Annotated in this window: 13 protein-coding genes; 8 read left to right on the forward strand and 5 right to left on the reverse strand. The window is 73.4% G+C overall.

Annotated elements, in window-relative coordinates; all coding sequences use genetic code 11:
- Nucleotides 1-2: 2 nt before the first annotated feature.
- Nucleotides 3-1,649 carry a M4 family metallopeptidase gene (locus ACIQU3_RS36070; protein ID WP_403743523.1) on the reverse strand — a complete coding sequence of 549 codons (1,647 nt, stop codon included), beginning with the start codon at nt 1,647-1,649 and terminating at the stop codon, nt 3-5.
- A 139-nt stretch (nt 1,650-1,788) separates the two neighbouring features.
- Here ACIQU3_RS36070 and ACIQU3_RS36075 point away from each other — a divergent pair, with 139 nt between their 5' ends.
- Entirely contained in the window at nt 1,789-2,205 is a 417-nt protein-coding gene (locus ACIQU3_RS36075; RefSeq protein WP_403743521.1) for a gamma-glutamylcyclotransferase family protein, read from the forward strand.
- 268 nt (nt 2,206-2,473) lie between these two features.
- On the opposite strand, the gene ACIQU3_RS36080 is transcribed toward ACIQU3_RS36075, so the two are convergent.
- Complete coding sequence (locus tag ACIQU3_RS36080) at nt 2,474-3,097, reverse strand: NADPH-dependent FMN reductase (protein WP_403929892.1); 624 nt, start codon at nt 3,095-3,097, stop codon at nt 2,474-2,476.
- 268 nt (nt 3,098-3,365) lie between these two features.
- Between ACIQU3_RS36080 and ACIQU3_RS36085 the strand changes: the two genes are divergently transcribed.
- Both ACIQU3_RS36085 and ACIQU3_RS36090 read left to right on the forward strand, forming a co-directional pair.
- Nucleotides 3,366-3,884, forward strand: a complete 519-nt coding sequence (locus ACIQU3_RS36085) for a hypothetical protein (RefSeq protein WP_403929894.1) — start codon at nt 3,366-3,368, stop codon at nt 3,882-3,884.
- Between the two features lie 167 nt (nt 3,885-4,051).
- Entirely contained in the window at nt 4,052-4,660 is a 609-nt protein-coding gene (locus ACIQU3_RS36090) for a class F sortase (RefSeq protein ID WP_403743679.1), read from the forward strand.
- Here ACIQU3_RS36090 and ACIQU3_RS36095 read toward each other — a convergent pair.
- Nucleotides 4,598-4,990 carry a winged helix-turn-helix transcriptional regulator gene (locus ACIQU3_RS36095; protein WP_403929897.1) on the reverse strand — a complete coding sequence of 131 codons (393 nt, stop codon included), beginning with the start codon at nt 4,988-4,990 and terminating at the stop codon, nt 4,598-4,600. The genes ACIQU3_RS36090 and ACIQU3_RS36095 overlap by 63 nt on opposite strands.
- A 104-nt stretch (nt 4,991-5,094) precedes the next feature.
- Here ACIQU3_RS36095 and ACIQU3_RS36100 point away from each other — a divergent pair, with 104 nt between their 5' ends.
- On the forward strand, nt 5,095-5,988 hold the full coding sequence (locus tag ACIQU3_RS36100; protein WP_403929900.1) for an NAD(P)-dependent oxidoreductase: 894 nt from the start codon (nt 5,095-5,097) through the stop codon (nt 5,986-5,988).
- 65 nt (nt 5,989-6,053) lie between these two features.
- Here the strand turns inward: ACIQU3_RS36100 and ACIQU3_RS36105 are convergent, their stop codons facing one another.
- Nucleotides 6,054-6,836 carry a sulfite exporter TauE/SafE family protein gene (locus ACIQU3_RS36105; protein WP_403743512.1) on the reverse strand — a complete coding sequence of 261 codons (783 nt, stop codon included), beginning with the start codon at nt 6,834-6,836 and terminating at the stop codon, nt 6,054-6,056.
- A 195-nt stretch (nt 6,837-7,031) separates the two neighbouring features.
- On the opposite strand from ACIQU3_RS36105, the gene ACIQU3_RS36110 reads away from it, so the two are divergent.
- Genes ACIQU3_RS36110 through nirD form a run of 3 tightly spaced genes read left to right on the forward strand, consistent with a single transcriptional unit; the run spans nt 7,032 to nt 11,211 of the window.
- Nucleotides 7,032-8,246: an NAD(P)/FAD-dependent oxidoreductase gene (locus ACIQU3_RS36110; protein WP_403743509.1), complete on the forward strand. Its 1,215-nt coding sequence runs from the start codon at nt 7,032-7,034 to the stop codon at nt 8,244-8,246.
- Nucleotides 8,246-10,864: a nitrite reductase large subunit NirB gene (nirB, locus tag ACIQU3_RS36115; protein WP_403929903.1), complete on the forward strand. Its 2,619-nt coding sequence runs from the start codon at nt 8,246-8,248 to the stop codon at nt 10,862-10,864. Before ACIQU3_RS36110 ends, nirB begins: the two co-directional genes overlap by 1 nt.
- On the forward strand, nt 10,861-11,211 hold the full coding sequence (nirD, locus tag ACIQU3_RS36120; protein ID WP_403743505.1) for a nitrite reductase small subunit NirD: 351 nt from the start codon (nt 10,861-10,863) through the stop codon (nt 11,209-11,211). The genes nirB and nirD overlap by 4 nt, the downstream gene beginning before the upstream one ends.
- Before the next feature lie 94 nt (nt 11,212-11,305).
- On the opposite strand, the gene ACIQU3_RS36125 is transcribed toward nirD, so the two are convergent.
- Nucleotides 11,306-12,544: a helix-turn-helix domain-containing protein gene (locus tag ACIQU3_RS36125; protein WP_403929906.1), complete on the reverse strand. Its 1,239-nt coding sequence runs from the start codon at nt 12,542-12,544 to the stop codon at nt 11,306-11,308.
- Nucleotides 12,545-12,775: 231 nt separating this feature from the next.
- Between ACIQU3_RS36125 and ACIQU3_RS36130 the strand changes: the two genes are divergently transcribed.
- Nucleotides 12,776-13,204, forward strand: a complete 429-nt coding sequence (locus tag ACIQU3_RS36130) for a peptidase inhibitor family I36 protein (protein ID WP_361121025.1) — start codon at nt 12,776-12,778, stop codon at nt 13,202-13,204.
- Nucleotides 13,205-13,364: the final 160 nt, after the last annotated feature.

A 13,364-nucleotide genomic window follows, 5' to 3' on the forward strand; every position in this document is an offset into this window, starting at 1 on the left:
GGTCAGCTCACGGCGACGGCCTTCCAGGCCGCGGCCACCGCCTTCTGCTCGGTGCTGTCGGCGCCGTAGAGGTCCTTCGCCGCGTTCAGGGTCGCCGTGCGGGCGTCCGCGTAGTTCGTCGAGGACGTCATGTAGACCGTCAGGGCGCGGTACCAGATCCTGCCCAGGGCGGCCCGGCCGATGCCGGTCACCGTGGAGCCGTCGCAGGTCGGGGAGTCGTAGGCGACGCCGCCCAGGGACTTCTTGCCGCTGCCCTCCGCGAGCAGGTACGCGAAGTGGTTGCCGACGCCCGAGGAGTAGTGCACGTCGAGGTCGCCGAGCTTCGCGTTCCAGCAGTCCGCCGACTTGCCGTCCTTGGACGGCTTGTCCATGAAGCGCAGGGCCTCGCGGCCGAGGCCGGAGCGGACGACCTTCTCGCCGATCAGCCAGTCGCCCCGGTCCTCGGCGTTCTCCGCGTGGAACTCCACCAGTGTGCCGAAGATGTCCGAGGTGGCCTCGTTCAGGCCGCCGGACTCGCCGGAGTAGGTCAGCGCCGCCGTCTTCGACGTCACGCCGTGGGACATCTCGTGCCCGGCGACGTCCAGCGACACCAGCGGGCCCATGAGCTTGCCGTCGCCGTCGCCGTAGGTCATGCAGAAGCAGTTGTCGTCCCAGAAGGCGTTGTTGTAGTCCTTGCCGTAGTGGACGCGGTTGAAGGAGCCCTTGCCGTCGCCGGCGATACCGTCGCGGCCGTGCACCTTCTTGTAGTAGTCCCAGGTGACGTCGGTGCCGTACTGGGCGTCCACGGCGACCGTGGACCGGTCGGAGGCCGCGCCCGTCCCCCACTGGTTGTCGGCGTCCGTGAAGAGCGTCGCGGGGGCGCGGGTCAGGCAGACGGTGAGCAGGCACCTGTCCGTCTTGTTCTCGGCGTCGCCGGTGTAGGTGCCGCCGCGCGTCGCGTCCTTCAGCTGGTACGACGAGCCGGACGCGGTCGTCTCCAGTGGGACCGTGCCGCCGTAGAGGGACCGGCCCTCTCCCGACGCCGACTCCATGGAGTCCCAGGCGTCGATGCGGGCACCGGTCGTCGCGTCGGTCAGCAGGGTGCGCCCGACGGGGTTGCCGAGTTCGTCGTGGGCCACCGCGTCGGTCTGCCAGGCCAGCTTCGGGGCGCCGTGCAGGGCGTCGACGACCAGCCGGGGCTTGGCGGTGAGCTTCTTCAGGGTCTCGCCGAGGTGGGCGGCGCGCAGCAGGTTCGCCGCGAGGTCGGCGGCCGTGGGGGCGGACACCTTCGGCGTGACGCTCGCCAGGGAGAGCGCGGACTTCGTCGCCCGGCTCGTGCCGCGGTAGGTGCCGTCCGGGTTCAGGTGGAGGACGAAGTCCCCGCCGAGGACCGGGAGCCGGTGGTAGGTGCGGTCGTAGCGGACGTGCCGGGTGCCGTCCTCGTCGACGACGACGTCCCGGACCTTCGTCGACTGGGCCGGGGTGAGGCCCAGGGCTGCGGCCCGGTCCGCGAGCACCGCCTCCGCGTCCTCGATGGCGCCCGACCTGGTCGGCAGGTCCGCCGCGCCGGCGGACGGGGAGAGAACAGCGGCCAGCAGGGCGGTGGTGCCGGTGACGGCCACACCGGCGAGGGCGAGACGGGAACCGCGGACTTGACGTATCCGACTCATCGGTCTCCTCATACGGGCGCACCCGGTCGCGTGGGGTCGACCGGGGGCGGCGTTGATGTTGACCGCGAGTAAATTCGGCGCGGACCTGGCATGTCCATAGCCCCGCTGTGGAGGTGTGTGAGGGTGCAGAATCGTTCCTGTGACCCTCCCCTTCTTCGTCTACGGCACCCTCCGTCCGGGGGAGGTCAACCACGACCTCTTCCTGCGCGGCCGCACCCGCTCCGAGGAGCCGGCCGGGCTCGCGGGCGCGGTGCTCTACGACGGGCCGGGCTACCCCTACGCGGTCGAGGAACCGGGCGGCGGCACGGTGAGCGGGGAACTGGTGACCGCGCTGCCCGAGGCGTACGCGGGGCTGCTGGCGGAGCTGGACCGGCTGGAGGAGTACGCACCGGGGGATGCGCGCAGTCTGTACCTGCGCGTGGAACGGGAGGTCGTCCGGGCGGCGGACGGGGGTGCCGTGCGGGCGTGGGTGTACGTGGCCGCGCCCGCCGTCGCCGCGCGGCTGCGGGCCCGGGGGCGGGCGATCGCGGGCGGGGACTGGCGGGCGCGGGTGTGAGGACATCGGCCTGGGGCGTGTCCGCACAGTCCCGTCGTCCGCCCGGAGGGCGGGCCGCGCGGCGTCGGGTGTGTGCTCTCGGCGTGCCGGGCGAAGACCCTCGTACTGGACGTACTCGGGGCTTCGCCCGGTGCGGCGAGAGGGCGTGCCAGGCGTCGCGCGGCAGGCGGGACTGTGCGGACACGACCCAGGCGCGCTGCGGGTCCCAGGAGTGCTGGGGGCCGTAGGAGGGGTGTGCGCCGCGGGCAGGGTGCGCACCCCGGCGGGTTCAGCCCCCGTACGGCCGCCTCTGCCGGGCCTCCCGCAACGCTCCTCCCCACCAGACCAGTTGGTCCAGCATGGTCTTCGCCGCCGCGTCCGGGCCGGACGGGTCGCGCAGGGCGCCCCGGTCGTCGAAGGCGGCGCCGGCGTTGTGGAAGGAGACGGTGTCGCGGACCGTCACGGCATGCAGCTCCGCGAAGACCTGACGCAGGTGTTCCACGGCGCGCAGGCCTCCGGACAGGCCGCCGTAGGAGACGAGACCGACGGGCTTGGCCTGCCATTCGGTGAAGTGCCAGTCGACGAGGTTCTTCAGGCCCGCCGGGAAGGAGTGGTTGTACTCGGGGGTGAGGACCACGAAGGCGTCCGCGCCGGCCAGCTTCGGGGTGATGCCGCTCAGTGCGGCGGTCGCCTCCGGGGTGGGTTCCAGGGACATGGGCAGCGCGGCCTCGGCGACGTCGACGACCTCGGCGACCAGGTCCTCCCGCTCCCGGATGCGGGTGAGAAGCCAGTCGGCGACGACGGGGCCGAAGCGGCCGTGCCGGTTGCTGCCCACGACGAGAGTCAGGCGGAGCGGGTCGGTCGCGGCGGCGGATGATGCGGTGGCGGATGGTGCGGTGGCGGTCGGGTTCATGCGGCACAGCCTCGTACCTCAACCATCCTTGAGGTCAAGTGGCGATGCGTACACGGGGGTCACCCGTTCACACGCGCCCCCGCGCATTTCCCCGGCCTACCCCATCGCGCGTCCGTGACCTGGTGAAACGGCCATCAGGAGCAGCCGGTTCGCCTGCCCCTGACACCCGTTCACCCCAATTCTGACGCTCCCTCAGGGGGCGCGGTCGACCCGCTGCCCGTTACCTCGGAAGGGCAGGCGCACGACCGACCCGCTCGAAGGAGCACCGATGCGACGTACCGCCCGGCAGCTGACCGCCACCGCGCTCACCGTCGCCGCCGCGGCCCTCGCCGCCGCTCCCGCGTACGGCACGTCAGGCGGCGGTCTGGAGGTGTCCCCGGCGTCGGTCGTGCCCGGGGGCGGGGTCACGGTGCGCACGGCGGCCTGCGGCGGCGGCTCGGTGACGGGTGACGCCAGCGCGGTCGGGGCGGGCTCGCTCAGCCTGGTCCCGGACGCACACGGGCAGGACGCGACGGGGCGGTTCAGGGTGCCGCCGAGCGCGCAGCCGGGCACGTACGAGATCACCGCGACCTGCGGCGGCAGCGGCCGGCGGATCACCGGGGACCTGGTGGTGACGCTGACGCCGGTGCGCGGGCAGGTCCATCCCCGAGGAAGTGTGAAGACGGGGGTCGGCGGCGCCCTGGGCCCCGATCCCGTGCAGACCGCGGCCGGTGTGGCGGCCCTCGCCGTCGCCGCCGCGGGCGGTACCTGGCTCCTGCATCGCCGGGCGAGAGGCGACGGGATCTGACGGACACCCTCCGCTGTCCGTCGCCGGTACCGCATGTCCCCTCCCCCTCCGGGTCCGACGCCCCTCGCGGCCCGGAGGGGGGCACGGGGCCCGAGCTGAGAAAGGGGTGGGTGGTGCGCAGGTTCCCCGGGTTCGGCAGTGGGGTCCGCAGCCCCGCCAACGCGGCCATGGCGGCCGTCACGGTGTTCGCCCTGTGCTCGGGGGTGTGGCTGCTGCGCGACGCCGCCGGGACACACGCCCCGCCGCAGCCCTCCGCCGCGCAGGCCCGGGCCGGGCTGGACGGCCGGGCCGCCGGTGAGCGGCCCGCCGTTCCCGCGCTGCCGCCCTCCCCGCCCGACCGCATCCGCATCCCGGCGATCCGGGTGAACGCCCCGCTGACCGGGCTCGGCCTGACGAAGACGGGCAGCCTCGACGTACCGCCCGCGGCGGACGAGAACCTCGCCGGCTGGTACGAGGCCGGCACCACCCCCGGCGAACCGGGCACGGCGATCGTCGCCGGGCATGTCGACAACGCCGACGGCCCGGCCGTCTTCTACGACCTCGGCGCCCTGGCCCGGGGCAGCACCATCGAGGTGGACCGGCGGGACGGCGGCGTCGCGGTGTTCACCGTGGACGCCGTCGAGGTGTACGCCGCGAAGGACTTCCCCGACGAGAAGGTCTACGGCGCCGCCCGCCGCCCCGAACTGCGGGTCATCACCTGCGGCGGCGGGTACTCACGCGGCACCGGGTACCAGGGGAACGTCGTCGTCTTCGCCCACCTGACCGGCAGCCGGTGACACGCCCGGGACATGGGCCCGCCCCCAGGCCCCCAGCGGTTCCAGCGCCTCGTTCAGGGACACGCCGCGGGCCGTCAGCGAGTACTCCACCCGCGGCGGCACCTCGTCGTAGGCCTCCCGATGCACCAGCCCGTCGGCCTCCATCTCCCGCAGGTGCGAGGCGAGCACCTTCTCGGTGACGCCGGGCAGTTCGCGGCGCAGCTCCCCGAAGCGGCACGGCCGCTCGTTCAGCGCCCAGAGGATCAGCACCTTCCACTTGCCGCCGATCACGTCCATCGCCGCGTCGATCCCGCACACGTACGTCCCCGGCCGCCGCCCGGTCGTCCCCATGCCCGCCCCTCCCCTTGCGCTGCCTGCACCCTTCCCCCGGAGTAACCACCCACTACGAAGTGCGTACTTGAGCGGGTGCCGCCCCTGCGACGAGCCTAAACGCCATGACCGACACCGCAGTTGTCCCCCGTACTCCTCTGACCCTTCTCGGCACCGGTGCCATGGGCACCGCCCTCGCCCGTGCCTGGCTGGCCGCCGGGCACGAGGTGACCGTCTGGAACCGCACCGCCGCCCGTGCCGAGCCGCTCGCCGCCGAGGGCGCCACCCTCGCCGCGAGCGCCGCCGAGGCCGTGGCCGCGAACCGGCTCGTGATCGCCTGTCTGCTGGACGACGCGTCCGTGGGCGAGGCACTGGAGCGGACCTCGCTCGCCGGGCGGGACCTGGTGAACCTCACCACCGGCACCCCGGCCCAGGACCGGGCGCGCGCCGCCTGGGCCGGGGAGCGCGGCGCCCGGTTCCTGGGCGCCGGGATCATGGCCGTCCCCCCGATGATCGGCGCCCCGGGCTCCGGCGGCTACGTCCTCTACAGCGGCTCGGCCGAGTTGTTCGAGGAGCACCGCGACACGCTCGCCGTCCCGGCCGCCACCCGTTACGTCGGGGCCGACCCGGGCTTCGCCGCGCTGCACGACGTGGCGCTGCTGAGCGCGATGAGCGGCATGTTCGCGGGCATCGCCCACGCCTTCGCGCTGATCCGCCCGGAGGACATCGCGCCGAAGGACTTCGCACCGCTGCTCGTGGACTGGCTCACCGCGATGGCCCCGGCCGCGCACCAGAGCGCCGAAGGGCTCCACAGCGGCGACTACACCCGCAACGTCGTCTCCAACCTCGCGATGCAGGTCGCGGGCAACGCCACCCTGCTGCGCACGGCCGAGGAACAGCGGGTCAGCCCCGAGCTGCTGACACCGTACATGCGGCTCATGGAGCGTCGGCTCGCGCAGGGGCACGGGGACGAGGACGGGACGGGCGTGGTCGAACTGCTGGACGCGCGAAGGGCCTAGCGTCGCGGCAGGCACCGGGCGCCGGGCGTTGCGTCGTGGCAGGCACCGGGCGTTGCGGCGCGGTACTAGGCGACCCACTGCTCGTACGCCAGGTTCCCCACCAGGGCGAAGACGACCGTCAGCAGCACGATGCGGACGAATCCGCTGCCCTGCTTCAGGGCGGTGTGGGCGCCCAGGGTGCCGCCCGCCAGGTTGAAGAGGGCCATCAGGGCGGCCAGTTGCCACAGGACGGCACCCTGCCAGGCGAAGGTCGCGAGGGCGCCCGCGTTGGTACAGCAGTTGACGATCTTCGCGGTGGCGGAGGCCGTGACGAGGTCGAGGTGGAGGATCGCGGTGAGCGCAAGGACCAGGAACGTGCCGGTGCCCGGGCCGATCAGACCGTCGTAGAAGCCGATGCCGAGGCCCGCGAGGCCGATCGCGGCGAGGATGCGGCGGGGGCCCGCCGGGCCGGCCGCGGGGGCCGTGCCGAACGCGGGCCGCAGGATCACGAAGGCGGCCACCCCGAGCAGCACCACCATGATCACCGGCTTGAGGACGTCGGTGCTCATCCCGGCCGCGAAGAAGGCCCCGGCGGAGGACCCGGCGAGGGCGGCCAGCCCGATACGCACGGCCGTCCGAACGTCCACCGGGGCCTTGCGGGCGTACGTCACCGCCGCCCCCGTGGTGCCGACGATGGCGACCGCCTTGTTCGTGCCGAGTGCGTGCGCGGCGGGCGTCCCCGACGGCAGTCCCAGGAGCAGCACCGGCAGCAGGAGCAGCCCGCCGCCCCCGACCACGGCGTCGATCCACCCGGCGGCGAGTGCCGCGAGGCAGAGCAGTGCGATCATGGTCAGCGATATGTCGGGCATGATCGAGACCCTATGCGAGGCCTGGACCGCCTCCCTCTCAGCCCGCAGTCACCGCATCTCGCGCACCCTCACAGCCCGCAGTCACCGCACCCCGGGAACCCTCACAGCCGGCCCCTTCCCCCGCTGAGGGCAGCGTTCCCCGTGGGAAACAGACGTGATGCTGCCGGGTAACACCGGCACCGCACGCTCGAGTGCATGACCTCGAATGAGCGTGTGGTGGTGATCGGCACCGGCCTCGCGGGCGTACGGCTCGCCCGGCGGCTCGGTGAGCTCGGCACGCCCGCGCTGCTGATCGGCGAGGAGGAGCACCGGCCCTACAACCGGGTCCTGCTCGCCGAGGTGCTGGCCGGACGGTACAGCCCGGAGGTGATCGCCCTGCCGGCGCCGGCGCGGATCATGCGCGGCCGGGTCGTCGGTGTCGACCGCGCGCAGCGGACCGTCGCCTGTGCGGACGGGACGGTGATCGCATACGACCGGCTCGTCCTCGCGACCGGCTCCAACCCCGTACTGCCGCCGTTGCGGGGGCTGTTCACCGAGAACCACGAACTGCCCGAAGGCGTCCACGCCTTCCGGACCATGGACGACTGCCTGGGGTTGTCGAAGGCGGTCCGGCCGGGCGCGCGGGCCGTCGTCGTCGGCGGCGGCCTCCTCGGGGTGTCCGCGGCCCGGGCGCTCGCCCTGCGCGGCGCCCAGGTCGTACTCGCGCAGCAGTCCGAGCGGCTGATGGAGCGCCAGCTCGACCCGGCCGCCTCGAAGCTCGTCGAGCGGCATCTGACCGACCTGGGCGTCGAGGTGCACACCGAGTGCCGCGTGCGGGACGTGCGCAGCGTCGGCGGCGCGGTCCGCTCGGTGGAGATGGCCGACGGCTACGCGCTCGACGCCGACCTGGTCGTCGTCGCCTGCGGGGTCCACCCCCGCGTCGGTCTCGCACAGGCCGCCGGGCTCGACGTCCGCAAGGGCATCGTCGTCGACGACGAGCTGCGCACCTCCGACCCGTACATCCACGCCGTCGGCGACTGCGCCCAGCACGCCGGAGTGCTCTACGGGCTCGCCACTCCCGCGCTCGAACAGGCCGACGCACTGGCCGAGTTGCTGGCCGGGGACGCGAGCGCCCGGTACACCGGCACGCGCTCGCTGACCCGGCTCACCCTCACGGGGCACAGCCCCTTCGACCTCGCCGCGTTCGGCGAGACCGAGGCGCTCCCGGGCGACGACGTCGTCCAGCTCGCCGACGCCACCCGCGGCACCTACCGCAAGGTCGTCGTCCGCGACGACCGGCTGGTCGGCGGCGTCCTCGTCGGCGAACTCGGCACCGTCGGCGCGCTCGCCCGCGCCTGGGAGGGAGCAGAGCCGCTCCCCTCCGACGGCGGCCCCCTGCTCCACCTGCTCACCAACGATGGAGGCTCCTGATGACCGCCACCCCGGAGGCCACGGAGGCCACCCCCACGATCGTGCTCGTCGGCCACGGCATGGTCGGCCAGCGCTTCCTCGAGGCGCTCGCCGAGCGCGGCCTGACCGCCACGCACCGCGTGGTCGTACTCTGCGAGGAGCCGCGTCCGGCCTACGACCGCGTCGCGCTCACGTCGTACTTCTCGGGGAAGACCCCCGAGGACCTGTCCATGACGGACATGGAGTTCATCACCGCGCACGGCATCGAGCTGTACGTCGGCGACCCGGCGGTCTCCGTCGACCGCGAGGCCCGCGAGGTCACCGCCAGGTCCGGTGCGGTCTTCGGGTACGACACCCTCGTCCTCGCCACGGGCTCCTTCCCCTTCGTCCCGCCGGTCCCCCACAAGGACGCCGAGGGCTGCTTCGTCTACCGCACGATCGAGGACCTGCTCGCGATCGAGGAGTACGCCAAGTCGAAGGCCAAGGTGGGTGCCGTGGTCGGCGGCGGTCTGCTCGGCCTGGAGGCCGCGGGGGCGCTGAAGGGCCTCGGACTCACCTCCCACATCGTGGAGTTCGCTCCCCGGCTGATGCCCGTCCAGGTGGACGACGGCGGTGGTGCCGCGCTGCTGCGCACCATCGAGGAGATGGGTCTGACGGTCCACACCGGCGTGGGCACGCAGGAGATCCTGGTCGACTCCGAGGGCGCCGTCACCGGCATGAAGCTCTCCGACGGCTCCGAACTCGCCACCGACATGGTGGTGTTCTCCGCCGGTGTGCGCCCCCGCGACCAGCTGGCCCGCGACTGCGGACTGACGGTCGGCGAGCGTGGCGGCATCACGGTGGACGAGCAGTGCCGTACGGTCGCCGACCCGCACGTCTTCGCGATCGGCGAGTGCGCGCTGGCCTCCGACGGCCGGGTGTACGGCCTGGTGGCGCCGGGATACGAGCAGGCCGAGACGGCGGCGGCCACGATCGCCTCCGACGAGGCGTCCTTCACCGGCGCCGACCTGTCCACCAAGCTGAAGCTCCTCGGCGTGGACGTCGCGTCCTTCGGCGACGCGCACGGCACCGCCGAGGACTGCCTCGACGTCGTCTACTCCGACTCCCGCGCGGGCCTGTACAAGAAGCTGGTCATCGGGCGTGACGGCACGCTGCTCGGCGGCATCCTGGTCGGCGACGCGGAGGCGTACGGCACGCTGAAGGCGTTCACCGGGTCGGTCCCGCCGGTCTCGCCCGAGTCGCTGGTTCTTCCGGCCGGCGCCGGTGAGTCCGTCCAGCTCGGCCCGTCGGCGCTGCCGGACGAGGCGATCGTCTGCTCCTGCCACAACGTCTCCAAGGGGACGATCCGCGGCGCGGTCACCGACCACCAGTGCACGACCGTGCCCGAGGTGAAGAAGTGCACCAAGGCCGGCACCGGCTGCGGCTCCTGCGTGAAGGTCCTCGGCCAGCTCGTCAACGCCGAGCTGGAGGCGAGCGGCATCGAGGTCGACAAGGGCCTGTGCGGCTGCTTCGGGCAGACCCGCGAGGAGCTCTACGAGATCGTCCACGCCCTGCGCATCACCACCTACCAGGACCTGCTGGACCGGCACGGCCGCGAGGAGGCCCGGGGCGGTGACGGCTGCGAGGTCTGCAAGCCGGCCGTCGGCTCGATCATCGCCTCCCTCGCCCCGACGATCGGCGCGAGCGGCTACGTCCTGGACGGCGAGCAGGCGGCCCTCCAGGACACCAATGACCACTTCCTGGCCAACCTGCAGAAGAACGGCTCCTACTCGGTCGTGCCCCGCATCCCCGGCGGTGAGATCGCCCCGGAGAAGCTGATCGTGATCGGCGAGATCGCCCGCGACTTCGGCCTCTACACGAAGATCACCGGCGGTCAGCGGATCGACATGTTCGGCGCGCGCGTCGAGCAACTGCCGCTGATCTGGGCCCGGCTGGTCGACGCGGGCTTCGAGTCGGGCCACGCCTACGGCAAGTCGCTGCGCACGGTGAAGTCCTGCGTCGGCCAGACCTGGTGCCGCTACGGCGTCCAGGACTCGGTCCGGATGGCGATCGACCTGGAGCTGCGCTACCGGGGCCTGCGCTCCCCGCACAAGCTCAAGTCGGCGGTCTCCGGCTGCCAGCGCGAGTGCGCCGAGGCCCAGTCGAAGGACTTCGGCGTGATCGCCACCGCCAACGGCTGGAACCTCTACGTGGGCGGCAACGGCGGCGCGACCCCGCGCCACGCGGACCTGCTCGCGCAGGATCTGTCGGACGCGGAGCTGATCCGCCTGATCGACCGGTTCCTGATGTTCTACATCCGCACCGCCGACCGCCTGGAGCGCACGTCGACGTGGCTGGAGCGGATTCCCGGCGGCCTCGACCACGTGCGGGACGTCGTCGTCCACGACTCGCTCGGCATCTGCGACGAGCTGGAGCAGTTGATGCGGGCGCATGTCGCGCACTACCGCGACGAGTGGGCCGAGACCGTCAACGACCCCGAGAAGCTGGCCCGGTTCGTGTCCTTCGTGAACGCCCCGGACACCCCGGACCCCGTCGTCGCCTTCGTGCCCGAGCGCGACCAGATGAAGCCCGACCTGCCGTTGCTGTCCATCGGCATGCGACCCGCCGCTGACGTACTGGAAGGAAGCGCCCAGCGATGACCCTGGCACCCGAGACCACCGACCTCAAGATCGAACTCGCCCTGGACGACGACTGGTTCCCGGTCTGCGACCTGAGCGCGCTGCTGCCGGGGCGCGGGGTGGCCGCACTGCTGCCGGACGGCCGGCAGGCCGCGGTCTTCCGCGACCGCTCCGGCGACCTGTTCGCCATCGACAACCGCGACCCCTTCACCGGCGCGGCCGTCCTCTCCCGGGGCCTCACCGGCACCCACCAGGGCCGCCCCTTCGTCGCCTCGCCCCTCCTGAAGCAGCGCTTCGACCTGACGTCGGGCGAGTGCCTGGACGACGAGACGGTACGGGTGACCGCTTACAAGGTGCGGGCGGCGTAGCCGGACGGCCGGAGCGGCGGTCCGTAACCGGACGGCCGGAGCGGTCCGGGAACAGGGGCACCCCTTCCACGTGGAGGGGTGCTCTCTGCGTTGATCACGTCCTGGAGTCGGCTGTCGCCGGGGAACGGGGTGCCTCGGCGGCGCGTTCGCAGTGGGGCCAGTCGCCGAAGTCACGGTCCCGGCTCCACAGGGTGCGGGCCGCCTGGATGTTCCACTCCGGGTCCAGGGCATCGCGCGGCGTGCCGCCCAGCTCGCGCAGCCGGGCGTCGGAGATCTGGAACAGGCCCCAGTTCCGGGTGCCGTTGGTGTTGGGCAGGATGTGCAGCGGGTCCAGGAAGGACTGGCAGTCGGCGATGGCCACCGCCTTGCCGGGCACCTCGGGAAACACCTCCCGCACCCGCTGCCGCACCTTCTGCGGCGACCACACGCCCATCCGGACGCGCGAGGTGTACAGCGCCTTCTTGGTCGGCTCCGCCACGACACCGTTGGGTTGCAGGCCGGCGAGCACCTGGAACGCCGTGACCCGGCGCAGCGTCTGCGGCCCGAAGTCCCCGTCCACGCCGATGTCCGCGCCCTTGGCGTGCAGCAGCCGCTGCACCTCCCGCACGCACTCGTCGTGCTCACCCATCGCGATCACCGGCGGGCAGCCGGCCGAGAACAGCGGCCGGTCCTCACCGGTGTCGCGCCCGCCGCCCGAGGACGACGGGCCATTCGTCAGGGCCCAGGCGGAGACACTGACGGCGGCGACGATCACGGCCGCGACGACGGAGGTGCGCAGGCGGCGCCGGCGGGAGAGCGCGGCGGGCAGCGGGGTCGCCCCGGGGTCCGGCTCGGGGTCCGGCTGGGGGTCCGGCTCGGGGTCCGGCTGGGGGTCCGGCTCGGGGTCCGGCTGGGGGTCCGGGGTGGGGTCGTCGCTGTGGTCCGCGGCCGGGGTCGGTTCGCCCGATGGGTCGGGGGTCGTGCGCGGGGCCGCGGCCATGTCGGGGGTCGGGTCCGCCGGGGCGCGGGACTGGTCAGCCGAGTCCGGGGCTGGCGACCGGTCAGCCGGGTCCGGGGCGTCGCCTTGTTCCCCGGCCGCGGCGGCCCGCGCCGCGTCCGCCAGTGCCCACAGCCGGTGCAGGGTGCGCAGTTCGTCCGGAGTCGCGCCGCACACCGTGGCCAGCCGGTGGACGCTTCCGTAGTCCTGCGGCACCGACGCGCCCCGGCAGTACCGGTGCAATGTCGAACCGGACAGGCCGGACTTCCTGGCGAGGGCCTCGTAGCTCAGTCCGGACCGGCTCTTGAGTGAACGCAGCAGCGCGGCGAACCGCTCCGTCTCAGGGCATGCGGACAACGCCTCTCCCCCCTCGGATTCCCCAGCGGACGCTGGTCGGGCGTCTCGTGCCGACACTGTGCCACCAAAGGCGTCCCATGGCCGTCCCAACGGTTGTGGAACGCGCCAGGCAGGCGGTGGGACGACGTCCCGGCATCCCAGCCGGCCCCGTCGTCCTTGCCCCGCCCGGCCCCGCCTTGCCAGCGTCGGGCCGTCCGCACCACCGGCCCCGACCTCCGAGGAGACCAGGCCATGCGCCTTTCCGCACTCCGGCACACCCGTAGGAACCCGCTGCTCGCGGTTCTCGCCGTCAGCGCCGCGGCCGTCACCGCCCTGGCCGTGCCGAACTCCGCGTCGGCGGCCCCGGCCGCGCCCACCGCGGTGGACTGCGCGTCCGGCCACGTCTGCTTCTGGACGGGCGCCAACTTCACCGGCAGCAAGTGCGCGTGGGACGTGGCCGACCCCGACTGGCAGAGCGGTGCCGTCCGGTGTTCCTGGGCCGCCACGACCAACGTGAAGTCCGTGTGGAACGCCGGCACCAGCAGCTCCAGCGGTGTCGCCTACTACCGGGGCGCCGACTACTCCGACCGTGTCGGCTGCACTCGGCAGCAGCACGGCGGCAACCTGGCCGGTACCTACAAGGTCCGCTCCCACAGGTGGATCTCGGGCAGCTGCGGCTGAACCGGCCCCCGGCACCGACACGGTGGCGGGGGGGGCCCCCGGGGGGGGGGGGCCCCCCCCCCCCGGGGGGCCGGCCCCCGGGGGGGGGGGGGGGGGGGGGGGGGCGGCGGGGGGGGGGGGGCCCCCCCGGGGGGGGCCCCCCCGCCCCCCCCCCGCGCCC

Source organism: Streptomyces sp. NPDC101110, from assembly GCF_044759525.1.
GTDB lineage: Bacteria > Actinomycetota > Actinomycetes > Streptomycetales > Streptomycetaceae > Streptomyces.

Bases quoted from the DNA above. Each gene is read 5' to 3' on its own strand.
- nirB (WP_403929903.1), top strand. From the start codon at position 8,246: ATGACCGCCACCCCGGAGGCCACGGAGGCCACCCCCACGATCGTGCTC.
- ACIQU3_RS36085 (WP_403929894.1), top strand. From the start codon at position 3,366: ATGCGACGTACCGCCCGGCAGCTGACCGCCACCGCGCTCACCGTCGCC.
- ACIQU3_RS36100 (WP_403929900.1), top strand. From the start codon at position 5,095: ATGACCGACACCGCAGTTGTCCCCCGTACTCCTCTGACCCTTCTCGGC.
- ACIQU3_RS36130 (WP_361121025.1), top strand. From the start codon at position 12,776: ATGCGCCTTTCCGCACTCCGGCACACCCGTAGGAACCCGCTGCTCGCG.
- ACIQU3_RS36095 (WP_403929897.1), bottom strand. From the start codon at position 4,990: ATGGGGACGACCGGGCGGCGGCCGGGGACGTACGTGTGCGGGATCGAC.
- ACIQU3_RS36110 (WP_403743509.1), top strand. From the start codon at position 7,032: ATGACCTCGAATGAGCGTGTGGTGGTGATCGGCACCGGCCTCGCGGGC.
- ACIQU3_RS36080 (WP_403929892.1), bottom strand. From the start codon at position 3,097: ATGAACCCGACCGCCACCGCACCATCCGCCACCGCATCATCCGCCGCC.
- ACIQU3_RS36070 (WP_403743523.1), bottom strand. From the start codon at position 1,649: ATGAGTCGGATACGTCAAGTCCGCGGTTCCCGTCTCGCCCTCGCCGGT.
- ACIQU3_RS36090 (WP_403743679.1), top strand. From the start codon at position 4,052: ATGGCGGCCGTCACGGTGTTCGCCCTGTGCTCGGGGGTGTGGCTGCTG.
- nirD (WP_403743505.1), top strand. From the start codon at position 10,861: ATGACCCTGGCACCCGAGACCACCGACCTCAAGATCGAACTCGCCCTG.
- ACIQU3_RS36105 (WP_403743512.1), bottom strand. From the start codon at position 6,836: ATGCCCGACATATCGCTGACCATGATCGCACTGCTCTGCCTCGCGGCA.